The 21,673-nt window shown below is 65.0% G+C and carries 22 protein-coding genes and 1 tRNA gene; 12 read left to right on the top strand and 11 right to left on the bottom strand.

Going from position 1 to position 21,673, the window contains the following annotated elements; translation table 11 throughout:
* The 3 genes from WBB14_RS24655 to WBB14_RS24645 all read left to right on the top strand — a co-directional run.
* A partial coding sequence (locus WBB14_RS24655) for a LysM peptidoglycan-binding domain-containing protein (protein ID WP_424242094.1) occupies positions 1-200 on the top strand: 200 nt, incomplete at its 5' end.
* Between the two features lie 94 nt (positions 201-294).
* The gene (locus WBB14_RS24650) at positions 295-837 is read left to right on the top strand and encodes a PadR family transcriptional regulator (RefSeq protein WP_424242093.1); all 543 of its coding nucleotides are present in this window, start codon (positions 295-297) and stop codon (positions 835-837) included.
* The gene (locus WBB14_RS24645; protein ID WP_424242092.1) at positions 819-1,451 is read left to right on the top strand and encodes a GyrI-like domain-containing protein; all 633 of its coding nucleotides are present in this window, start codon (positions 819-821) and stop codon (positions 1,449-1,451) included. Before WBB14_RS24650 ends, WBB14_RS24645 begins: the two co-directional genes overlap by 19 nt.
* 34 nt (positions 1,452-1,485) lie before the next feature.
* On the opposite strand, the gene WBB14_RS24640 is transcribed toward WBB14_RS24645, so the two are convergent.
* Positions 1,486-2,409 carry a pyridoxal-phosphate dependent enzyme gene (locus WBB14_RS24640; RefSeq protein WP_424242091.1) on the bottom strand — a complete coding sequence of 308 codons (924 nt, stop codon included), beginning with the start codon at positions 2,407-2,409 and terminating at the stop codon, positions 1,486-1,488.
* A gap of 36 nt (positions 2,410-2,445) precedes the next feature.
* Positions 2,446-3,519 (bottom strand): succinylglutamate desuccinylase/aspartoacylase family protein, encoded by a 1,074-nt coding sequence (locus tag WBB14_RS24635; protein WP_424242090.1) that lies wholly within the window; start codon positions 3,517-3,519, stop codon positions 2,446-2,448.
* A gap of 106 nt (positions 3,520-3,625) precedes the next feature.
* Between WBB14_RS24635 and WBB14_RS24630 the strand changes: the two genes are divergently transcribed.
* Together WBB14_RS24630 and fabI are read left to right on the top strand one after the other, a co-directional pair.
* Positions 3,626-4,522, top strand: coding sequence for a LysR family transcriptional regulator (locus WBB14_RS24630; RefSeq protein WP_424242089.1), 897 nt, complete (start codon positions 3,626-3,628; stop codon positions 4,520-4,522).
* A 105-nt stretch (positions 4,523-4,627) separates the two neighbouring features.
* Entirely contained in the window at positions 4,628-5,413 is a 786-nt protein-coding gene (gene fabI / locus WBB14_RS24625) for an enoyl-ACP reductase FabI (protein WP_424242088.1), read from the top strand.
* A gap of 49 nt (positions 5,414-5,462) precedes the next feature.
* Here fabI and WBB14_RS24620 read toward each other — a convergent pair whose 3' ends face one another.
* Positions 5,463-5,861: an OsmC family protein gene (locus WBB14_RS24620; RefSeq protein ID WP_424242087.1), complete on the bottom strand. Its 399-nt coding sequence runs from the start codon at positions 5,859-5,861 to the stop codon at positions 5,463-5,465.
* Between the two features lie 188 nt (positions 5,862-6,049).
* Between WBB14_RS24620 and WBB14_RS24615 the strand changes: the two genes are divergently transcribed.
* Positions 6,050-6,730 (top strand): tellurite resistance TerB family protein, encoded by a 681-nt coding sequence (locus WBB14_RS24615; protein ID WP_424242086.1) that lies wholly within the window; start codon positions 6,050-6,052, stop codon positions 6,728-6,730.
* A 20-nt stretch (positions 6,731-6,750) separates the two neighbouring features.
* Here the strand turns inward: WBB14_RS24615 and WBB14_RS24610 are convergent, their stop codons facing one another.
* Together WBB14_RS24610 and nadC are read right to left on the bottom strand one after the other, a co-directional pair.
* On the bottom strand, positions 6,751-7,737 hold the full coding sequence (locus WBB14_RS24610) for a tripartite tricarboxylate transporter substrate binding protein (protein WP_424242085.1): 987 nt from the start codon (positions 7,735-7,737) through the stop codon (positions 6,751-6,753).
* Positions 7,738-7,816: 79 nt separating this feature from the next.
* Positions 7,817-8,701, bottom strand: coding sequence for a carboxylating nicotinate-nucleotide diphosphorylase (nadC, locus tag WBB14_RS24605; RefSeq protein WP_424242084.1), 885 nt, complete (start codon positions 8,699-8,701; stop codon positions 7,817-7,819).
* A gap of 271 nt (positions 8,702-8,972) precedes the next feature.
* Here nadC and WBB14_RS24600 point away from each other — a divergent pair, with 271 nt between their 5' ends.
* The gene (locus WBB14_RS24600; protein ID WP_424242083.1) at positions 8,973-9,239 is read left to right on the top strand and encodes a CopG family ribbon-helix-helix protein; all 267 of its coding nucleotides are present in this window, start codon (positions 8,973-8,975) and stop codon (positions 9,237-9,239) included.
* Entirely contained in the window at positions 9,239-9,514 is a 276-nt protein-coding gene (locus WBB14_RS24595) for a type II toxin-antitoxin system RelE/ParE family toxin (RefSeq protein WP_424242082.1), read from the top strand. Before WBB14_RS24600 ends, WBB14_RS24595 begins: the two co-directional genes overlap by 1 nt.
* 52 nt (positions 9,515-9,566) lie before the next feature.
* Here the strand turns inward: WBB14_RS24595 and WBB14_RS24590 are convergent, their stop codons facing one another.
* Complete coding sequence (locus tag WBB14_RS24590; RefSeq protein ID WP_424242081.1) at positions 9,567-10,496, bottom strand: NUDIX hydrolase; 930 nt, start codon at positions 10,494-10,496, stop codon at positions 9,567-9,569.
* A 199-nt stretch (positions 10,497-10,695) separates the two neighbouring features.
* On the opposite strand from WBB14_RS24590, the gene WBB14_RS24585 reads away from it, so the two are divergent.
* A complete protein-coding gene (locus WBB14_RS24585; RefSeq protein ID WP_424242080.1) occupies positions 10,696-10,923 on the top strand; it encodes a hypothetical protein in 228 nt (75 codons plus the stop codon).
* Positions 10,924-10,974: 51 nt separating this feature from the next.
* Here WBB14_RS24585 and WBB14_RS24580 read toward each other — a convergent pair whose 3' ends face one another.
* Positions 10,975-11,880: a LysR substrate-binding domain-containing protein gene (locus tag WBB14_RS24580; RefSeq protein WP_424242079.1), complete on the bottom strand. Its 906-nt coding sequence runs from the start codon at positions 11,878-11,880 to the stop codon at positions 10,975-10,977.
* A gap of 141 nt (positions 11,881-12,021) precedes the next feature.
* On the opposite strand from WBB14_RS24580, the gene WBB14_RS24575 reads away from it, so the two are divergent.
* The 3 genes from WBB14_RS24575 to WBB14_RS24565 all read left to right on the top strand — a co-directional run bounded on the left by WBB14_RS24575 (position 12,022) and on the right by WBB14_RS24565 (position 16,414).
* A complete protein-coding gene (locus WBB14_RS24575) occupies positions 12,022-13,011 on the top strand; it encodes a Bug family tripartite tricarboxylate transporter substrate binding protein (protein WP_424242078.1) in 990 nt (329 codons plus the stop codon).
* Positions 13,012-13,077: 66 nt separating this feature from the next.
* Positions 13,078-14,358 (top strand): hypothetical protein, encoded by a 1,281-nt coding sequence (locus tag WBB14_RS24570; RefSeq protein WP_424242077.1) that lies wholly within the window; start codon positions 13,078-13,080, stop codon positions 14,356-14,358.
* A 181-nt stretch (positions 14,359-14,539) separates the two neighbouring features.
* The gene (locus WBB14_RS24565) at positions 14,540-16,414 is read left to right on the top strand and encodes a PhoX family protein (protein WP_424242076.1); all 1,875 of its coding nucleotides are present in this window, start codon (positions 14,540-14,542) and stop codon (positions 16,412-16,414) included.
* A gap of 124 nt (positions 16,415-16,538) precedes the next feature.
* Here the strand turns inward: WBB14_RS24565 and WBB14_RS24560 are convergent.
* The 4 genes from WBB14_RS24560 to WBB14_RS24545 all read right to left on the bottom strand — a co-directional run bounded on the left by WBB14_RS24560 (position 16,539) and on the right by WBB14_RS24545 (position 21,503).
* Positions 16,539-16,629 (bottom strand) — tRNA-Ser (locus WBB14_RS24560).
* 135 nt (positions 16,630-16,764) lie between these two features.
* Complete coding sequence (locus tag WBB14_RS24555; protein WP_424242075.1) at positions 16,765-18,318, bottom strand: SpoVR family protein; 1,554 nt, start codon at positions 18,316-18,318, stop codon at positions 16,765-16,767.
* Positions 18,315-19,574, bottom strand: coding sequence for a YeaH/YhbH family protein (locus WBB14_RS24550; RefSeq protein WP_424242074.1), 1,260 nt, complete (start codon positions 19,572-19,574; stop codon positions 18,315-18,317). The genes WBB14_RS24555 and WBB14_RS24550 overlap by 4 nt, the downstream gene beginning before the upstream one ends.
* A 12-nt stretch (positions 19,575-19,586) precedes the next feature.
* Entirely contained in the window at positions 19,587-21,503 is a 1,917-nt protein-coding gene (locus WBB14_RS24545; RefSeq protein ID WP_424242095.1) for a PrkA family serine protein kinase, read from the bottom strand.
* Positions 21,504-21,673 lie beyond the last annotated feature (170 nt).

Here is a 21,673-nt window from a genome sequence, read left to right as displayed (position 1 = left end):
CGCAAGCGCCGGCCGCCCGCGTCGCCAGCGCCCGTCCCAATGTCCGCACCCACAAGGTGCGCCAGGGCGACACGCTGTTCTCGCTGGCCAAGCAGTACGGCACCTCGGTCGACGCGCTGCGCGCGCTCAACAACATCAAGGGCAGTGCCCTGAAGGTGGGCTCGCAGTTGCGCGTGCCAGGCACCAACGCCCGCGGCTGATCGCCGCCGGAACAACAAAAGGCGCGCCCTTGCGGGACGCGCCTTTTTTATTTCAGCTTGCCTGTCTTTTTATTCTAGTACTAGAATAAAAACAATGAACCTGACCGACTCCGAGCTCTTGCTACTAGGCCTCGTCGCGGAGATGCCGCGGCACGGCTATGAACTTGAACAAGTCATCGAAACCCGGGGCATGCGTGAATGGACCCAGATCGGTTTTTCCTCGATCTATTTCGTGCTTGGAAAGTTGGAGAAGGCGGGACTGGTTTTGGCGGAAGCCCCCGCGGGGACCAAGACGCGCAAGACGTTTTCGGCGACTGCGACGGGCCACAAGGCGCTACTGGAACAGACGATCTCTGCCCTTGGAGCCTATCGCCCCACGCATTCATCCCTTTTGCTGGGGATGGTTCATTGGCCAGCGCTGTCGCGCGAGTCAGCGCTGGCAGCACTGGAGAACCGCCTGTCTTCAGTCATGGCAGAAGCAGAACGGCTCGAACTTATGCGCCGGCAACGGCAACCGATGCCTGATCACATCGAGGTCCTTTTTGACTTTTCCGCCAGCCAACTGGCGGCAGAGGGCCGGTGGATCACCGCCACCCTGGATTACATGAGGAGCAAGCCATGGCCGACGAAGGGATGACCGATTTGATCCGCGACAGGGCGATGCTCGGCGCGCTCTACGCCCCCTCGACAGGGGCTTTCAGCATGATCGATGTACCCAAGCTCCCATTCGCAGTCTGGGATGGCGCAGGAGCACCCGAACCGTCGTCCGTCACGGCTGCGATCAAGGGTCTTTACACCGCCATCTATCCCATACGGCGCGAAGCTCGTGAGCGCCTGGGAAAGGCCTTTGTCGAGCCTCCCGTGGAATTGCTCTATTGGGCAGACGATATGCGCGACTTCTCAGCGGGCCGTCGCGAGAATTGGCGTTGGCGCGCGCAGATAACCTTGCCTGTGTGGGCGAATGCGGCGTGCCTTGAGGAATCCGTCGCGCAAATGCGCCACGAACTGAACGGTGCGCCAACGCCCCGCTGGGAGGCGCTGGCCGAAGGAAAGTGCGTACAGATTCTTCATGTGGGCCAAACCACTGATCTCCCCGCCATGCTTGAAAAGCTCTACGGGGAATATCTGCCGCAAGAAGGTTTGGCGCCGTCAGGGCCGTATCACGAGATCTATCTTGATGATTGGAATCGCACCGCTCCCACAAAACGCAAGGTCATTCTTCGGCAACCCGTGAGCATTCTGCCCAAGTGAGGCCGGACGGCGCGACCAGTCACCATTGCCCGGGCTACGCCGCGAACTGCGTGCTCCATTGCGCCAGCTGGCCCGCCGTGACACCCACGCCGCCGCACAATATGACCGCCACCGAACGGGCGCTCTTCAGGAACTCCGAGCCGCTCTCCAGCGCCGCCACCGATGCGCCACAGGCGGGTTCGACCAGGATGCGGTGCTCCAGCAGCACGTCTTCGCAGGCCGCCACCGCGGCAGCGTCCGATACGACGACGCTCTCGATGGGGTGCTCTTTCGCCAGATCCAGCGCGCGGTCGCAGACCTGGCGCGCGCCCAATGAAGTCGCAATCGACTTGATTTCGGGCAACAGCACCGGCGTGCCCGCGCTCAGGGCCTGGGCGTAGGAATCCGCGCCGGCAGTCTCCGCGGCGATCACCGGCACCTCGGCCCAGTCATTGCGCCGCAGGCCTTCGACCACGCCGCACAGCAGCCCGCCGCCACCCACCGAGCAGATGACCACGTCCGGCCGCCCGCCCTGCCGGGCCAGCTCGTCGATCATGGTCGCGTGCCCCTCCCATAGCAAGGGGTCATCGAAAGGATGCAGGAACGCGTCCGCCGGCGTCATGAGTTCAAGTGCGTGGGCGTTGGCCTCCATCCAGGAAGCGCCATGCACGATGACCTCGGCGCCCTCGGAGCGGATCAGGCTCTTGGCGCGTTCCGAGGTCGTGGCCGGCACCACCACGGTCACCGGCGTGTCCAGCATGCGGCCGGCGTAGGCCACCGCATAGCCGGCGTTGCCGCCGGAAGAAGAAATGAAGCGCCGCGCGCCGCGGGATTTGTAGACCTCGCAGGCGTGGCCTATGCCGCGCGCCTTGAACGAGCCGCTGGGCTGCAGCGCCTCCATCTTGAGGCGCACGTCCTTGCCGCTGCGCAGGGAGAACGCGCGGGATGCGAGCGCCGGGGTTTCGATATGAATTGCCATGTTCTGATTTCTGAAAAAGTGAATCGGGCTGCGGCCTCACGCCGCGTTGGCCACCACGCAGCAGACGTTGCCGGGTACGACAATGCCAGGATGCCGCTTGGCGAAGACGACTCCGCTGGTCCCGTAAAGCAGTTCTACCGGCGCGCGCCGCGGATCGAAGGTCTGGTGGATGCGGCCCGCGGGCTGGCCGGCTTCGACGGCCTCGCCATGCCGATGGTAAGCCTCGAACACGCCCCGCTCCGAAGCGATGACGTAGGATTTCGCGCCGCTGACCTTGTACAGGGACGCGGGCTGCGCCGCCAGCGGCTGGGCACAGGCCTGGTCCAGCACGCCCCAATGCGCCAGCACGCGCAAGGCGCCGGCGCGGCATAGCGCGAGCGCGCTGTCCGTCACGGTGCCGCGCCCCGCCATCTCGGTGCTGACGCAGGTGAGCCCTGCGGCCACTGCCGTGGCAACGCTGGTGCGCGTGTCGCCCAGCGTATCCAACAGCACGTTGAACGGCGCGCCGAAGGCCATCACGGCGTCGATATTGCGCTGGGTCTGCTCCGCATCCTGCGACGGCTGCACCAGGGCGCTGGGAATGATGTCCAGGGACGACCCGCCGGAATGCAGGCTCAGGAACGCGTCGCCGCGCGCAAACAATTGGTCGCTGACATAGGCGGCGATCTGTTCGGTAATGCTGCCGGCATGGTCGCCGGGAAACGTGCGGTTCAGGTTCTTGCCGTCCAGCGGCGAGGTGCGCAGCCCGGCCTCCGCAGCCGGCGCATTGAGCGAGGGCATGACGATCAAACGGCCCCGGACACGGTCCAGCGGCAGGTCGCGGATCAGTTCGCCCAGCACGATCTGCCCTTCATACTCGTCGCCATGGTTGCCGCCTTCCAGGATGACCGTGGGCCCGTCGCCATTCGCCAGCACCGCCATGGGAATGCGCACCGTGCCCCATGCGTCGTCGTGAGGCGACTGCGGGATGTGCAGGAAGCCGGCCTGCCGGCCCGGCGCGTCGAGATCGATGTCGGTGAAGGCCGTCGCGCACTGCGGGTTGCGCGCGGGCAGGTGCGCGACCCGCCGGTCACGCAACGACGGCGAATTGCGGAAGGTGGCTTTCGTCATAGACTTTTTAGGTATACGTTATCGGACTGAATCAGAAAATATAGGTATTTGCAGCCTTCGCAACAAATACTTTTGATGAGCACTAGGTATGCCAGGGAGGCATGGCATGGAGTTGAGACAGTTGCGTTATTTCGTTGCCGTATGCGCGGCCGGCAGCGTGGCGGGCGCGGCCAAGGCTTTGCATATCGCCCAGCCTGCCCTGTCGCGCCAGATGATGGCCCTGGAAGAGGAATTCGGCGCGCAACTGTTGGTGCGGCTGCCGCGCGGCGTGGCGCTGACGCGGGCTGGCGAGGCCCTGCTGGCCCAGGCAAAACTGATGCTGGCGGGCGGTGCAGCCTTGCGGGCGCAGGTGGCGCTGGCGGCCAACGGCAAGGCCGGCTCGCTGAAGATCGGCGTCATGCCGGGCTACAGCTGGCTGCCCGGCCTGGGACAGGCGATCGCCGCCTTGTCGCGCGCCTCGCCCGATACCGACGTGATGGTGGAACCCGGCCTGTCGGCCTGGCAGCTGGATGCGATCAAGCGCCACGAATTGGACGCAGGCATCGTGGCCTGGCGCTCGCCGCTGGATAGCGACGTGGAGGGGATGAAAATCTATGAAGACCGCATGATCCTGGCCATGCCCGCGGCCGTGGCGCGCGGCGCGGGAAGCATCCGCACGCTCAAGGACCTGGCCGGCCAGAAGTTCATCCTGTTCCCGCGCGCCGGATCGCCCTCGCACTATGACGCGCTGGTCCGCATCCTGAAGGCGGCCGGCATTCCGCTGACGCGCCCGGCCGCCCTGGCAACCGATCTTCCCACCATCCTCGGCCTGGTGTCGGCGGGGCTGGGCTGCGCCATCATCCCCGCCTCGTTCAGGCAGCATGGCCCGGCCGGCGTGGTCTTCAGGGAGGTCAGCGGCATAGACCTGACGTTCGATCTTGAACTGGTCTGGCGCGCCGACCAGCGCGATCCCTTGCTCGCCAGCTTCGTGCGCCAGTTCCCGCCGGCCGGACGGCCGTCCTGAAGCGCACTCCGGGCAGAACCGCCCTGCGGGTTTTTCATATCGCGAAACCGCGCAAACTCCTTAAAATAGGCGGTCTCCAGAGGGAAAAAATCAAAGGATAGATATATGGGCTTTCTCGCCGGCAAGCGCATCCTGGTCACCGGGGTGCTTTCCAACCGATCCATCGCCTACGGCATTGCGCGCGCCTGTCACCAACAAGGCGCCGAACTGGCGTTCACCTACGTGGGCGACCGCTTCAAGGACCGCGTGGGCGAATTCGCCGCCGAATTCGGCAGCAAGATCGTGCTGCCCTGCGATGTGGCCGAAGACAGCCAGATCGAAGGCGCCTTCGCCGAACTCGGCCAGCACTGGGACGGCCTGGACGGCCTGGTGCACTCCATCGGTTTCGCGCCGCGCGAAGCCATCGCCGGCAACTTCCTCGACGGCCTGTCGCGCGAAGGCTTCCGCATCGCGCATGACATCTCGGCCTACAGCTTCGCGGCCATGGCCAAGGCCGCGCTGCCGCTGATGGAAGGCCGCAACGGCTCCGTGCTGACGCTGACCTACCTGGGCGCCGAGCGCGTGGTTCCGAACTACAACACCATGGGCCTGGCCAAGGCCTCGCTGGAAGCCAGCGTGCGCTACCTGGCGACGGCGCTGGGCCCGCGCGGCATCCGCGCCAACGGCATTTCCGCCGGCCCCATCAAGACCCTGGCCGCCAGCGGCATCAAGGACTTCTCGGCGATCCTGAAGTTCGTGGAAGCCCAGGCTCCCCTGCGCCGCAACGTCACCATCGAAGACGTGGGCAACGTGGCTGCCTTCATGCTGTCGGACCTGGCCGCTGGCGTGACGGGCGAAATCACGCACGTGGACGCCGGTTTCTCGACCGTCGTCCCGGGCATGGAAGACTAAGTCCCAGCGCGGCGGGGCCATCGGCCCCCGCCGCGGCAAGCCGGCCCGCTCAGGCCGGCTGCACCACCACGGTGGACACTTGTACGTCCACCGCCGTCATCAGCTTGTGCACCGGGCACTTCTCGGCCACCGCCAGCAGTTCATCGATCTGCGCGTCGGACAGCTCGCCATTGAGCGTCAGCTTGGCCGTCAAGCGGTAGATGCCCTTGCGTTCCTCGCTGGCGTCGCGCACCACTTCCACCCCCACCGATTCCAGCGGCAAACCCTTGCGCTGCGCGTAGACCATCAGGGTCATGGCCTTGCAGCCGCCTAGCGCGGTATCGAAGTAGTCATGCGGATCGGGGCCGGCGCCCTGTGGCTGGGGCATGTCCAGCGGCAGATCGTGGCCTTCGGCCGTGGCGGTGAATTGCAGCGTGTTGGGCGCATTCTGGCGCACGCGGATGCTCATGGATGCTATCTCCTGTAACGGGTCCTGGCGGGCGGCCGCCGTGGCCGCCCCAGACCACGTTGTAGCACCTGGCCGCCCCCCGAGGACGCCACTCGGCCCAAGCAACTGACTGTAAGCTGAACTTCTGGCTCTGGCCCCTGTCGGATATCTCTATCCGCAATACCTGAGCACATCTTTAAGGGGGCCGCATGAGCGCCAGACAACTACTCGACCAACTGCTGCAGTCCGGGCAAGGCCTACTGTCCGACACCACCAACCGCGTGCAGAACGCCACCGGCGGCAAGGGTTCGTCATTCCTGACCGGCTTGGGCGGCGGCGCGCTGGGCGCGGGCGCGCTCGGGCTGCTGCTGGGCAGCAAGAAGGCCCGCAAGATCGGCGGCAAGGTCGCCATGTACGGCGGCATGGCGGCGCTGGGCGCCCTGGCCTACCGCGCCTACGGCGACTGGCAGCGCAGCCAGTCCGGCGCGCCGGCCGCTCCGCCGCAGACGCTGGACCGCTTGCCCGCGCCCCAGGCCGAGCAGCACAGCACCGCCGTGCTGACCGCCATGATCGGCGCGGCCAAGGCCGACGGCCATATCGGCCCGGAAGAACGCACCCTGCTCGAAACCGAACTGTCCAAGTTGTCTTCAGACGCGCAGGACCGCCGCTGGCTCGAAGCCGAGTTGTCGCGTCCGCTGGATCCTTCCGTCATTGCGCAAGCCGCGCAGACGCCGGAAATGGCGGCCGAGATGTACTTGGCCAGCCTGCTGGTGGTGGACGAGGAAAGCTATATGGAACGCGCCTATCTGGACGAATTGGCGCGCCAGCTCAAGCTCCAGCCAGGCCTGAAGGAACAGCTGGAACAGCACGCCCGGGCCGCCGCGGCCTGAGGCAGCCGGCCTGCGCCCCCTCAGTCGGCGCGCAGGCCGATCGCTTCCGTCAAGGCGGTGTAGCGGTCGATATCCGCATTGATCATGGCCTGGAATTCACGCGGCGTGCTGCTTGCGGGCGTGAAGCCCTGTTCGCGCAGCGCCACCTGCACCTCGGGGCGCTGGACGATCTTGGCCACCGCCGCATTCAGCTTGGCCACTATCGCGGGCGGCGTGGCCGCCGGCGCCAAGAGGCCATGCCACTGGTCCAACGCGTAGCCGGACACCCCCTGCTCGGCCACCGTCGGCACCGACGGCATCAGCGGCGAACGCGCCGGTGAAGTCACCGCCAACGCCCGCAGCTTGCCGGCCGCGATCAAGGGCGCGGCGCTGGAGGCGGTGACCACGCCCATGCCCACCTGCCCCGCCGTCACATCGGTCAACGCCGGTCCGCAGCCCTTGTAGGGCACATGCTGCAGGACCGCGCCGGTGGCGCGCGCCAGCATCTCGCCTGCCAGATGCTGCGGCGTGCCGTTACCGCAAGACGCGAACGGCAGCGGCCGGTCCGGCTTGGCGGCGGCCAGCGCGTCATCCAGATTGCGCCAGGGCGACGCCGCAGGCACCACGTACACCGACGGCACGAAGGCCACGTTGATGACCGCCGCGAAATCCTTCTTCGGTGCAAAACCCAGGTTGCCATAGACCCCCGGATTGATCGCGAAGGAACTGTTGACCATCAGCAGCGTGTAGCCGTCCGCAGGCGCTTCCGCCACGGCGCGGGCGCCGATATTGCCGCTGGCCCCGGGACGGTTTTCCACCACCACCGCCATGCCGAACTGCTCCTGCAGGCTGGCGCCGATGCGGCGCGCCAGCAGGTCGGTGCCGCCGCCCGGCGGAAACGTCACCACGATGGTGATGGGGTGGGAGGGATACGCGGCATCCTTGGGCGCTTCGCCCGAAGGCGAATTGCCGCAGGCAGCCAGCGGCAGGACCAGAAGCGTAAGAACAGAGCTAAGCAGGCGATTCATGATGCGGGCTTGCAAGCGTTCCTGTGCGGCACACGCGCACAGAAACATGGGCGATACCGGCCGAAGCCGGCGAACAGGCTCAGGCGTCCAGGCCGATGTCGAGCACCTTGGCACTATGGGTGATCCAGCCCACCGCAATCTGATCCACGCCGGTGGCCGCCACGGCGGCGGCGGTTTCGGGCGTGATGCGGCCCGAGGCCTCGGTAATGGCGCGGCCCCGCGCCATGGCGACTGCGCGGCGCAGGTCGTCCAGGCTCATGTTGTCCAGCAGCACCACGTCCACGCCCAGAGACAGCGCCGTTTCCAGCTGCTCCAGCGTGTCCACTTCCAGTTCGATCTTGACCATATGGCCAATGCCGGCGCGCGCCCGCTCGACCGCCGTGGCGACCCCGCCCGCCAGCGCGATATGGTTGTCCTTGATCAGCACCGCGTCGTCCAGGCCGTGGCGGTGATTGCTGCCGCCGCCCACGCGCACCGCGTACTTCTGCACGGCACGCAGGCCCGGCATGGTCTTGCGGGTGCAAGTGACGCGGGCGCCGTAGCCTTCGATGGCGCGGGCAATGGAAGCGGTGGCGCTGGCCACGCCGCTCAGATGGCACAGGAAGTTCAGCGCCACGCGCTCGGCCGTCAGCATGGCGCGCGCGTTGCCGCTGATACGGGCGATTTCCGCCCCCGGCTGCAGCTCGCTGCCGTCACGCAGCGCGACCTCGAACTTGATGCCCGGGTCCATGGCGCGAAACGCCAGGCGCGCCAGGTCCAGCCCGGCCAGCACGCCTGCCTGGCGTGCCACCAGCCGCGTCTGCGCCGTGGCGTCGGCGGGCACGATGGCATCGGTGGTCAGATCGCCGGCGCGTCCCAGGTCCTCGAGCAGGGCCGCGCGCACCAGCGGTTCCAGCATGACTTCCGGCAAGGGAGGAACGGCCAGTCGGGCGACGGTCACAGGCGCTGCGGCTTTAATGCTCATTTTGAGTATTTAATGATTAAAAAAAGGCGCGCAGGGATTGCGCAGTAATTATGCTAGAGACGAGCATAAGGCTTGTCAAGCGTTCAGCCACGAAATCAACCGAACGTGGAGTTCCCCTATCGAGCCTGGGATGGTTGATTTGATCGATTAGATTTTAATCACTATGATTATTTTGAGATCACAGAACCTGTCATCACGTCTGACATTCGTCTCGTCGTGATCACACTGTCGCCTGGTGCAGGCAAGATCAAGTTCCGAGAAAAGGTGCAACATGACAGCAGCAACCAAAGTTCTGACCGCACACGTACCGCTTCCTCTTGCCGACAAGGTAGATCAGATGGCCACCCGGCTTGAACGCTCGCGCGGCTGGATCGTAAAGCAGGCGCTTTCCGCCTGGATCGCCCAAGAAGAAGAGCGCGACCGGCTGACCCAGGAAGCGTTGGCCGACGTAGACGCGGGCCGCGTCATTGACCATCTGGCCGTGCAGGCATGGGCAGAGAGCCTGAGTACTGACGAGCCCCTGCCGGTGCCACGTTGATGGCGCTCAAGTGGACCAGCAAAGCGCTTGCCGACTTAGCGCGCATGTATGAATTTCTTGCCCTAGTAAACAAGCCCGCTGCCGCTCGGGCAGTGCAGGCGCTGACCAAGGCTCCAACCATCCTGTTGACCAACCCGCGCATCGGCGAGCAACTGTTTCAGTTCGAACCGCGGGAGGTAAGGAGAATTCTGGTGGGAGAGTACGAAGTCCAGTACGAAATTCAGGACTCGATCGTCTACGTGCTGCGGCTGTGGCACACCCGCGAGAATCGCTGAACCTCCCCATGTCGGGTAAGCTGGACTCGCAAGCCCATGACGCATCCGCCTGTCACGTCGCCCGCGACAACGGCAACTTGCTCCCCGCGATAGCGCGCTCCAGCAGCACGTCGCGGCGGAAGCGGAACAGCTTGGCCGGCCTGCCGGCCGTGCCCGTGGCCATTTCGCCGGTTTCTTCCACCAGCGCCTGCTGCTCGATGAGGCGGCGGAAATTCTGCTTGTGCAAGCCGCGGCCGGCCAGCGCTTCCACGGCCAGTTGCAGTTGCAGCAAGGTGAACTGCGCCGGCATCAATTCGAACACCACGGGCCGGTACTTGATCTTGGCCCGCAGCCGCGCGATGCCCGTGGCCAGGATGCGGCGATGGTCATGGCGCATGGGTTCGCCCGGCACCACGGCGCCTTTGCTCCCGCGCCGCGCCGCTTCGGGCACCAGTCCAGCCTCGAACAGCAGTTCGTAGCGCTGCAACACCATGTCCTCGTTCCACGGCGAGCCGTCCAGCCCGAAGGTGATGGCGGCGCGTTGATGGCGGCGCGCGCGCACGGCGGCGTCGGCGCTGTCTACGCACCAGGCCGTCAGGCGCGGCACGATAAGTTCTTCCACCAGCGCGGGCGTGCCCGTGCGCCGGTCTTCCCAGGGGAAGTAGCGGTACCAGTCCTGCCAACCGACTTGCGCCACGCCGGTCTCGCCGGCCTCGCGCGTCAGGCCCAGATAGCTGACCGACATGACGCGCGCGCCCGATTCATCAGAGCGGTCGCCGTCGGCGAAGGTGTAGAGCTGCTCCACATAGCCCAGCGGGTGATGGGTCTGCTGCTCCACCCAGGCGCGCAGGCCGGCCTGCAACGAACGGTGCGACAGTTCGAAGGGACCTGCCGGCAAGGTGCGCGCGTCGTCGGTCGTCAGCACCCGCGGCTCGCCGTTGGTGACGGCGACCAGCACGGCGACGAGTTCAGCATGGACGGAGCGTTCGACGGATTCAGTCAAGGTAGGCGTATGGAAAGTGAGAAACCGCGCGGCTGGCGGCAAGCCGCAAGGCGCTGGAAATTATAAGGGTCGGGCTCCTGCAACAGCCCCTTGCAAACGTGACAGGCTTTCCTGCTCCCAAGCGTGCGTGCCGTCCTAAGATGGAAGTGGCAATCAGGCGCGTCGCCATCCCGGGACGCCCGCAAGCGGAGCAGACATCATGTTGAAAACCGCCCCCGATCCGCAGGCCGCCAAGGCCGCCGAAACGGACCAACCCGCCGCCGTCGACCCGCGCAAAGGCACCGAAGTACTGCCAATGGCGGACAAAAGCAAGGAGGTCGCCGGCATGCCTCGGCGCGGACGCGCCGTGGCGGAACCCGGCGAACCCGGCATCATCACCCCGGAAGATGACGTGCTGGATACTTCTTACGAGAACCGCAAGAGCTGAGCCGGCGCGATGGCCAGATGATACGCGAGCCCGGGCGCCTCCCTGCAGCGCTCAGGCCGCGTCCGGCAGCGCCTGGAATCCACGCGCCAGGATCTCCACGAAGGCCTCCGTCACGCTCGACGGCGCGGTCTGCGCCGGATAGGCCATGCTGACGCGGACCGGCAGGCGCGGCATGAACGGCCGTATCGCCAGCCGGTCCGCGAACACGGCCGCGATGTAGGGATTGACCACGCCCAGGCCGCTGCCGGCGGCGGCCAGCGCGCAAATGGTGGACGAATACGTGGTCTCGATTTCCGACGCCGGCTGCACCTGGTGATCCTGCATGGCGCCGCGCAGCTGCAGATAGACGTCGTCGTCCGCGTTCAACACCAGCAGGCGGCGCCCGTCCAGGTCCATGATGCCGACGGACGGCTGCGCGGCGAGCGGATGATCGGGCCGCATCACGCAGACCGCGGCGCTCTCGTGCAGGCTTTGCATTTCCAACTGGGCGCCGTCCAGCGGCGCCGTGGTCACCACCACATCGTAGGTGCCGTGCAGCAGCCCTTCGCGCAGATACTGGCTGCCCACGGTCTGCATATTGATGTGCACGTCGGGATAGCGCTGCGCGAAGGTTTCGATCGCGCCCGGCAGCACGCCCAGGCCCAGCGCCGGGGTGCAGGCCAGGCGCAGCACCCCGCTGCCGCTGCGCCGCATCGCCGCGACGCGGTCCTCGATGCGCTCCAGTCCCACGAAATGGCGCTGGACGGTATCGAACAGGTCCTTGGCTTCGCGCGTGGGCCGCAAGCGCCCGCGCTCCATGTCGAACAGTTTCAGGCCACTGGCCTGCTGCACCTGCGCCAGCAGGCGGCTGACCGAAGGCTGAGTGGTGCGCAGCATCTGCGCCGCGCCGGTGGTGGTGCCGGCCAGCATGACCGCGTGGAAGGCTTCGATCTGGCGGAAATTCAACGGTCGGCTCATGGCTGAGGCAATGTATGGCAATTCTGCATAGCCTATGTTGAAAAAAGAATTTTTTCAAATACTCGCCGACTCCTACACTGGTTTTCCCAAGGGCGCCGCCAGATGCGCCCCCGCGATATCCAACCTCCCAGGGGAAACCACATGAACCTCCGCCGCTCCTGGCGCCACCTCCTGCAAACGCTGTGCCTGAGCGTGACGGCAGCGACGCTGCCGCTGGCCGCGCACGCGCAAGCCAACTACCCCGACCGGCCGATACGCATCATCGTGCCCTTCACCGCGGGCGGCAGCTCCGACATCCAGGGCCGCCTGTTGGCCGAACACCTGGGCAAGCTATACGGCCAGTCGGTGGTGGTGGAAAACCGTCCCGGCGCCGGCGGCCACATCGGCGGCAAGTTCGTCGCCGACTCCGGCCCGGACGGCTATACCCTGCTGCTTGGCTCCATCGGCCTGCACGCCACCTACGGGGTCTACAAGAACCTCAACTACCAGCCCGCCCGCGATCTGAAGCTGATCACGATCGTGGCCGAGATGCCGCACGTGGTGGTGGCCAATCCCGCGCTGGAAGCCAACACCCTGGCCGAGCTCACCGCCCTCGCAAAGGCCAAGCCGGAAACGCTGCATTTCGGCTCGGCCGGCGTGGGTTCGTCCGTGCATATGGTCGGCGAACTCTACAAGATGGCCGCGCAGGCGCCCATCATGCACATCCCGTACCGCGGCAGTTCCGCCGCCACCAACGATCTGCTGGGCGGCCAGATCCAGCTGCTGTTCGAGAACGTGCCCACCACCATCGGCTACATCCAGGCCAAGAAGCTCAAGGCGCTGGCCATCACCGGCGCCGCCCGCTCACCCGCCCTGCCCGACGTGCCCACCGCGGCCGAAGCCGGGCTGCCCGGCCTGACCGTGACGTCTTGGACCACCTTGGCCGCCAGCAAGGACGTGCCGGACGCGCTGATCGAGAAGATCAGCGCCGACCTGCGCCGCATCTACGCCGACCCGGTATTCCGCGAAGGCCTGGAACGCCTGGGCATGACGCCGGTCGGCAACAGCCCCGCCGAGGCGCGCGAGTTCGTCGAACGCGAACGGGCCCGCTGGAACAAGGTCATCGAGACCGAACACATCACCGCGGGCTGAACGCCTGCCACGGGGCGGCGCCTGCGCCGCCCTTTTCTTTCCGACTTACTCCTTGCTCCGCCATCCATGAACCGCATGCTCGCCACGCCCATCGCCTGCCGCCGCCTGGGCGCCACGCCGCACCATCACTTTTTCGGCTACTACAACAAGACCGTCTGGCATCGCGACGGCCGCTATCTGCTGGCCAACCGCACGCCATTCAAAGACGCGCCGCTCACGCCCGCGTTGAGCGCCGAGGTGGGCTACTTCGACCTGCAGGATGGCGACCGCTACCACGCCGTGGGCAGCACCACGGCCTGGAACTGGCAGATGGGCTGCCAGCTGCAATGGTTGGACGGCGAGGCCGAGCCGCAGATGATCTACAACTGCCGGCGCGACGACGACAGCGGCTTCTATCCGGGCTTCCGCTCCGCCGTCCACAACGTCGCCACCGGCCAGACGCGATACCTGCCGCTGCCCATCTACGTGGCCGCGCCCAACAGCCGCTACGCGCTCTGCGTCGACTACCGCCGCCTCTACATCACGCACGAGACCATCGGCTACAGCGAACACGCGCCCGGCCCCGTGGCCGACGCCCCGGCCGACGACGGCATCCACAGCATGGATCTGGAGAGCGGTGCGCACCGCCTGCTGGTCAGCTATGCCGACCTGCGCAACTTCCATCCGCGCGACTCGATGGAACGCGCCATCCACTGGGTCAGCCATATCGAGATCAACCCTTCGTCCTCGCGCATCCTGTTCCTGCACCGCTGGACAGAACGCGTGAAGGACGAGACCTGCTTCCTGCACCGCCTGATCACCATGAACGCGGACGGCAGCGACATGCGCCTGCTGGAATGCTCCGACCATCCACTGCCGCAACTGGCCGACGACTTCGACCCCAGCGCCGTGGGCACCTTCGATTACGAGAAATCCGAATACCAGATCTCGCATCCGCTGTGGCGCGACGACCGGACGATCATCGTGTGGGGCCCGCATGACGGCAGCATCCACTACCACCTCTATCAGGATGCGCCCGACGGCGCGGTCCAGGTCGTGGGCGACGGCGTGCTGACGGAGAACGGCCACATGACCTACTCGCCGGTGGACACGCGCTGGCTGCTGAGCGACACCTATCCGGACTCGGCCACGCACGAACGTATCCTGTTCCTCTACGACATGCAGACCGGCCTGCGCCACGCGCTGGGCAGCTTCTACGCCGATCCCCGCCTGTCCAAGGAGAACCGCTGCGACCTGCATCCGCGCTGGAGCCGCGACGGCACGCAAGTCTGCATCGACTCCGTGCATGAAGGCGAACGGCAGATGTATGTACTGGACGTCACGCCCATCGTCAGGCCGCGCGCCTAAGCCACGCCAGACCGCCGCCTCAGCCGCGGGTCAAGCCGCGACTCGGCCAGGCGGCGGACTACACAGACCACAGCAAGGACTTCACACTATCGTCACCCCTCTGTAACGACCGACCTTTAACCTCGCTTTCGTTTTGCTTACAGAAAACTGAGCGACTCGTTCGCGACACTATGAGGTTGGAATGTCTTACTTGACTGATAAATTGCGCGCCCCCCATCGCGAAGCCCAAGGCGAAGTCACCGTGCCCGGGCAGATGTTCGACGAGATCGTCGCCGCGAATCCCCAGCGCCGCACTTTGCTGAAGAACAGCTTCGGCCTGTCAATGTTGTCCGTGTTCGGCGCATCGACCCTGCTGACCGCCTGTGGCGGCAGCGACGATGACGACGACGATTCCTCCGGCACCCAACCTGGCGAGGGCGGCGAAACGAAGCCGCCCCCCGGCCCCGACTACTCCGTCACGTTCACCCCGCTGGCCGACAAGATCGTCGCCGACACCGTCACCGTGCCCGCTGGCTACGTCGCCGAAGTGCTTTACTCCGCTGGGGACAAGTGCATGATCGGCTCGGCCGGCTACGCCGGCGTGCCTCAGTCCTATCCCGCCACCGAGACCCAGTCCGGCGGCCAGCACGACGGCATGCACTTCTATGCCTTGCCCGGCGTGGACCCCAACCAGGGCGGCCTGCTGGTGCTGAACCACGAAGCGCTGGACGACGAGACCCTGGACCAGAGCGTCGAAGGCGTGAAGACCCGCCTGTCCAACGTCGGCGTATCCGTCGTCGAAATCGCCCGCGGCGCCAATGGCGCCTGGGCCGTCAAGGCCGACTCGCGCTACAACAAGCGCTACACCGGCAACACCGTCTACAACGTCAGCGGCCCGGCCAAGGCTGTGGTCGGCGACACCGTCGTCGGCACCCTGAACAACTGCGCCAGCGGCGACACGCCCTGGGGCACCTACCTGACCTGCGAAGAAACGCTCAACAACTACCACTACAAGACCGGCGACGCCGGCAAGCCGGCCGACCAAGGCTACGGCTGGGTGGTGGAAATCGATCCGCAGAACCCGGACTCGACCGCCGTCAAGCGCACCGCCATGGGCCGCTTCAGCCACGAAAACACGGCCTTCATGCTGGACGCAAACAACCGCGTCGCCTTCTACATGGGCGACGACACCACGCCCGGCTGCATCTACAAGTTCGTGCCCGCCAAGGCCTACGACCCCGTCAACCGCGCCGCCAACATGGGCCTGCTGGACGAAGGCACGCTGTACGCCGCGCGCTTCAACGACGACGGCAGCGGCAACTGGGTGGAACTGACGGTGGGCAAGAACAACCTGACCGCCGGCGCCACCGACCCCGGCAACTTCACGCAGATCGCCAGCGGCACCGTGATCACCGGCAAGCTGGTCAACTTCAACACGCAGGCTGACGTGCTGGTCAACACCCAGGCCGCCGCCCGCGTCGCCGGCGCAACGCTGATGGACCGCCCCGAGTGGATCACGGTGGGCGTGGACAAGACCGTGTACTGCACGCTGACCAACAACGGCAGCCGCAAGCGCACCAGCGCCGCCAACCCGCGCGCCAGCAACTCGCACGGCCACATCATCCGCTGGCACGAGCGCGGCGACTCGCCGCTGGCCACCTCCTTCGAATGGGACCTGCTGCTGCTGGCCGGCCGCGACAAGGCCGACGGCGTGGCCGCCAACCTGACCGGCAACGTCAACGGCGATACCTTCTCCAGCCCCGACGGCATCCGCGTCGACCCCAAGGGCCGCCTGTGGGTCCAGACCGACGCCGGCACCAGCGCGTCGACCACGGACTTCTTCGGCAACAACTCGATGTACTACATCGACCAGAAGACCGGCGAATCCAAGCGCTTCCTGGTCGGTCCGCTGGGCTGCGAAATCACCGGCATTGCCTACACGCCGGACCTGACCACGTTCTTCATCAACATCCAGCATCCGGACCAGACCTGGAACACGCTGCGCGCGGCCGGCGGCGACGCCCGCTCCGCGACGGTGGTGGTGCGGCGTACGGATGGGAAGCCGGTGGGCGCGTAAGCGTTCCGGCGTATGAAACCGCCCGGCTAACGCCGCCGGGCGGCTTTTTCCGCGCAAATGCAAAAAACCCGCAAGGCTTGAGCGCTTGCGGGTTTTTTTATGCACTGTCATGCAGTGTGAATCTTGGCGGACAGAGGGGGATTCGAACCCCCGATACGCTTTTGACGTATACACGCTTTCCAGGCGTGCGCCTTCAACCGCTCGGCCACCTGTCCTATTTGCGATTTTCGCTACGGACAAGCCGCTGCAGAAAATGCGAATCCGCGATTCTAGCAGATTTCGCGAACCATCGACAAGCGGCCAAAGAAAAGGGGACGACATCCGCGCCCCCCCTCTTGCCTGCCTTGCCGCTAAGCCGATGCCGGCGGGTCCTGTTCCCGGTAGGAGCTGACCGTGCCGTCTGGCTCGGTCTCTTCCAGGCGCACCTTGAAGCCCCACAGCCTCGCCAGATGCTTCATCACCTGTTCGGCGTCGTCGCCGGCCAGCGGACGGCCGCGGCTCTTCAAGTGGCGCAGCACCAGCGAGCGGTCGGAATCGCGGTTGAAGCGGACCACCTGGATATCCGGCACCTGGTTGTCGCGGTTGTGCTGCGCGGCCAGCAGGCGGCGGATGTCGCGGTAGCCGTCGTCGTCGTGGATGGCGGCGACTTCCAGCTTGGGGTTGGCCTGGTGGTCGGAGATCGCGAAGAAGCGGAACTCGCGGATCAGGCGGGGCGACAGGTACTGCGAGATGAAGGACTCGTCCTTGAAGTTGCGCATGGCGAAGTCCAGCGTCTTCAGCCAGTCGCCGCCGGCGATGTCGGGGAACCAGCGCCGATCCTCGGGCGTGGGCGCCTCGCAGATGCGGCGGATATCGGACATCATGGCGAAGCCCAGCGCATACGGGTTGATGCCGCCATAGCCGCGCTCGTCAAAGCCGCGCTGGCTGACCACGTTGGTGTGGCTTTGCAGGAACTCCATCATGAAGCCGTCGTTCACCAGCCCTTTTTCATGCAGCCGATTAAGGATGGTGTAGTGCCAGAACGTGGCCCAGCCCTCGTTCATGACCTTGGTCTGGGTCTGCGGATAGAAATACTGCGCGACCTTGCGGACGATGCGCACCAGCTCTTTCTGCCACGGCGCGAGCTTGGGCGAATATTTCTCAATGAAATACAGCAGGTTTTCTTCGGGCTCCGGCGGGAAAACCGAAGCCGCGACGTGCGCGTCCTTGTCGGCTTCAAGGCGCGGCAGGGTCCGCCACAGGTCGTTGTATTGCAGGCGCGCGTGCTCCTGGCGTTCAGCCTGGCGCGCGGCCTCTTCCTTGTAGGAGATCGGCGTCGGGCGCTTGTAGCGGTCCACGCCATGGTGCGAGAGCGCGTGGCAGGAGTCGAGCAGGGCTTCCACCGCGTCGATGCCGTAGCGGTCTTCACAGGACATCACGTACTTGCGGGCGAAGACCAGATAGTCCAGCACGCCGTCCGCGTCGGTCCATTGGCGGAACAGGTAGTTGCCCTTGAAGAACGAGTTGTGGCCGTAGCAGGCGTGCGCAATCACCAGCGCCTGCATCGTCATGGAGTTCTCTTCCATGAGATAGGAGATGCAAGGGTTGGAATTGATGACGATCTCGTACGCCAGCCCCTGCATGCCGCGGCGGTAGAACTGTTCGTTGCGGATGAATTCCTTGCCGTACGACCAGTGCGGATACCCGATGGGCAGCCCGGCCGACGCGTAGGCGTCCAGCATCTGTTCAGAGGTGATTACCTCGATCTGGTTCGGGTAGGTGTCCAGTCCGTACTCGGCGGCGATCTTGGAGATCGCGTCGTCATAGGACTGGATCAGTTCGAAGGTCCATTCGGAACCCTGGGAGATCGGCCGGGCGCTGCCGGCGGCCTCCGGTTCCACGAGCGCTCCCACGATGGCATTCATGCGGTTTCCTTTTTGAACAGGTCATGGAACACGGGGAAGATCTCGCCGCGTTCGCAGATGCGCCGCATGACGAAGTGCGGCTCCAGTTTCTGTTCATATTCCGCCCACAGGCTGCTCTTGCGCGCCTCCTGCGAGTCGGGCACTTCGATGTAGGCGAAGTAGCGCGCGGCCGGCAGCAAGTGTTCCGCCAGGAAGCGCGCGCTCTTGCCCGCGTCGGCGCCGAACGAGTCGCCGTCGCTGGCCTGCGCCGCGTACACGTTCCACGCGGTCGGCGGATAGCGCTTTTCCAGGATCTCGCGCATCAGCTCCAGCGCCGACAGCACGATGGTGCCGCCGCTCTTGGGATCGTAGAAGAAGGTTTGTTCGTCGACTTCCTCGGCGTTGTCGGTGTGGCGGATGAAGACCAGGTCGACGTGCTCGTACTTGCGCGACAGGAACAGGTAAAGCAGCGAGAAGAAGCGCTTGGCCAGGTCCTTCTTGTTCTCGTCCATGGAGCCCGACACGTCCATCAGGCAGAACATGACGGCGCGCGCCATGGGGATGGCGACCGACACGCGGTTGCGGTAGCGCAGGTCCAGGTCATCAAGGAAAGGTACGCGCGCCAGGCGCTCGCGGCAATCCTCCACATCCTGCTCCAACGCCTTGATGTCGTCGGCGCAGGCGCCCGCTGCAACGGCCTTGGCCAGGCGTTCCTCGGCGTCCTCGAGATCGGCGCGCGCCTTTACGCTGAGCGCCACGCGGCGCGCCAGCGACGACTTGAGCGTGCGGCTGATGCTCAGCATGCTGGGCGAGCCGGTGGTCGTATAGCCGGCGCGCTGCCATTTCTTCTGGCTGACCTCGCCCAGCTGCGTGCGCGCCATGTGCGGCAGCTCCAGGTCTTCGAAGAACAGGTTCAGGAATTCGGCCCGCGACAGGCTGAAGGTGAACTGGTCCACCGATTCGCCTTCGCCCGGCTCGGACCCGCCTTCCCCCTGCCCGCCCTGCGGCCGGTCGAAGGTGTCGCCCTTGGCAAACTCGCGGTTGCCGGGGTGCACCATCTCGCGGTCGCCGCCCTGGCCGTGATGGAAGGTCGGTTCGGAGATGTCGCGGGCGGGCAGATTGATCTCGCCGCCCTGATCCATGTCCTGGATGGAGCGGTCACGGATCATCCCGTGTACCGCCTTGCGGATCTGGTCCTTGTAACGCCGGAGAAAACGCTCCCGGTTGACGGCGCTTTTGTTGCGCCCGTTAAGACGGCGATCGATAAGTGAATTCATGATTCACCTCGCTCAGGAAGACTTCCTCACACGGAGATACCACTCGCACAGCAGCCTGACCTGCTTTTCCGTGTAGCCCTTTTCAACCATGCGATCCACGAAGCTCTGGTGCTTGGACTTGTCCTCGGCCGAAGCCTTGGCGTTGAAGGAGATCACCGGCAGCAGATCTTCCGTGTTCGAGAACATCTTCTTTTCGATCACTTCGCGCAGCTTTTCATAGCTGGTCCAGGTCGGGTTGCGGCCGTTGTTGTTGGCGCGCGCCCGCAGCACGAAATTGACGATCTCGTTGCGGAAATCCTTCGGATTGGCGATGCCGGCCGGCTTCTCGATCTTTTCCAGTTCGTCGTTGAGCGCGCTGCGGTCGAAGCTTTCACCGGTTTCCGGGTCGCGGAATTCCTCGTCCTGGATCCAGCAGTCGGCAAAGGTCACATAGCGGTCGAAGATGTTCTGGCCGTATTCCGAGTACGACTCCAGATAGGCGGTCTGGATTTCCTTGCCGATGAATTCGGCATAGCGCGGCGCCAGGAAGCCCTTGATGAATTCAAGGTAGCGCCGGCGGATTTCCTCGGGATAGTCCTCGCGGCCGATGCGCTGCTCGAGCACGTACATCAGGTGCACCGGGTTGGCGGCCACCTCGGTCTGGTCGTAGTTGAAGACGCTGGACAGGATCTTGTACGCGAAGCGCGTCGACACCCCGGTCATGCCTTCGTCGGTGCCGGCGTAGTCCTTGTATTCCTGCAAGGCCTTGGCCTTGGGATCCACGTCCTTCAGGCTTTCACCATCGTAGACGCGCAGCTTCGAATAGATGCTGGAGTTCTCGGGTTCTTTCAGGCGCGTCAGGACCGAGAACTGCGCCATCATGTCCAGCGTTCCCGGCGCGCACGGCGCCGTGGACAGCGAACTGTGGTGCAGCAGCTTTTCGTAGATGCGGACTTCTTCCGACACCTGCAGGCAGTAAGGCACCTTGACGATATAGATACGGTCAAGGAATGCCTCGTTGTGCTTGTTGTTGCGGAAGGTCTGCCATTCCGATTCGTTCGAGTGGGCCAGGATCGCGCCGTTGAACGGGATCGCGGAAAAGCCCTCGGTGCCCTTGAAGTTGCCTTCCTGGGTGGCCGTCAGCAAGGGGTGCAGCATCTTGATCGGGGCCTTGAACATCTCCACGAATTCCAGCAGCCCCTGGTTGGCCAGGCACAAGCCGCCGGAATAGCTGTAGGCGTCCGGGTCGTCCTGCGAGTGGCGGTCGAGCATGCGGATGTCGACCTTGCCCACCAGCGAGGAAATGTCCTGGTTGTTCTCGTCGCCCGGTTCGGTCTTGGCGATGGCGATCTGGCGCAGCACCGATGGATTCAGGCGCACGACGCGGAACTTCGAGATGTCGCCGTCGAACTCCTTCAGGCGTTTCACGGCCCACGGCGACATGATGCCGCTCAGGTAGCGCCGCGGAATGCCGTATTCCTTTTCGAGCGTGTCGCCAAAGCGTTCCGGATGGAACAGCCCGAGCGGCGACTCGTTCACCGGCGAACCCTTCAAGGCGTAGATGGGATAGGCCTCCATCAGCGACTTGAGCCGCTCCGCGATGGACGACTTGCCACCGCCCACCGGACCCAGCAGATAGAGGATTTGCTTGCGCTCTTCGAGTCCCTGCGCGGCGTGCTTGAAGAACGCGACGATCTGTCCGATCACGTCCTCCATGCCGTAGAACTCCTGGAACGCCGGATAGCGTCGGATGGTCCGGTTGGAAAACAAACGGGAAAGACGTGGGTCGTTGCGCGTGTCCACGATTTCGGGGTCGCCTATCGCCGCCAGCATGCGTTCTGCGGGGCTGGCGTACGCCATGGGATCGCTTTTGGCGAGGTTGAGGTACTCCTCGAGAGAGAGTTCCGACTCCTGCTCTTTTGCATACTGCGACTTGAAGCCTTCGACGATGTTTTGCACGGAAACCTCCTACAACACGCGAAAAATCCAATACGTCCCTACCTGCCCCCATTGTGCCTCAGCGCTCGCGCATTACTAGACAATCTCGCGATAAGCACTGTCGGCCGGATGGTATGTTGCTTTCGCCACACATCAACCAAAGGCATGATCAGGCCCTTTCC

The organism is Achromobacter sp. (assembly GCF_049647645.1).
GTDB lineage: Bacteria > Pseudomonadota > Gammaproteobacteria > Burkholderiales > Burkholderiaceae_B > Achromobacter.
This window is presented reverse-complemented; position numbering and strand designations above follow the sequence as displayed.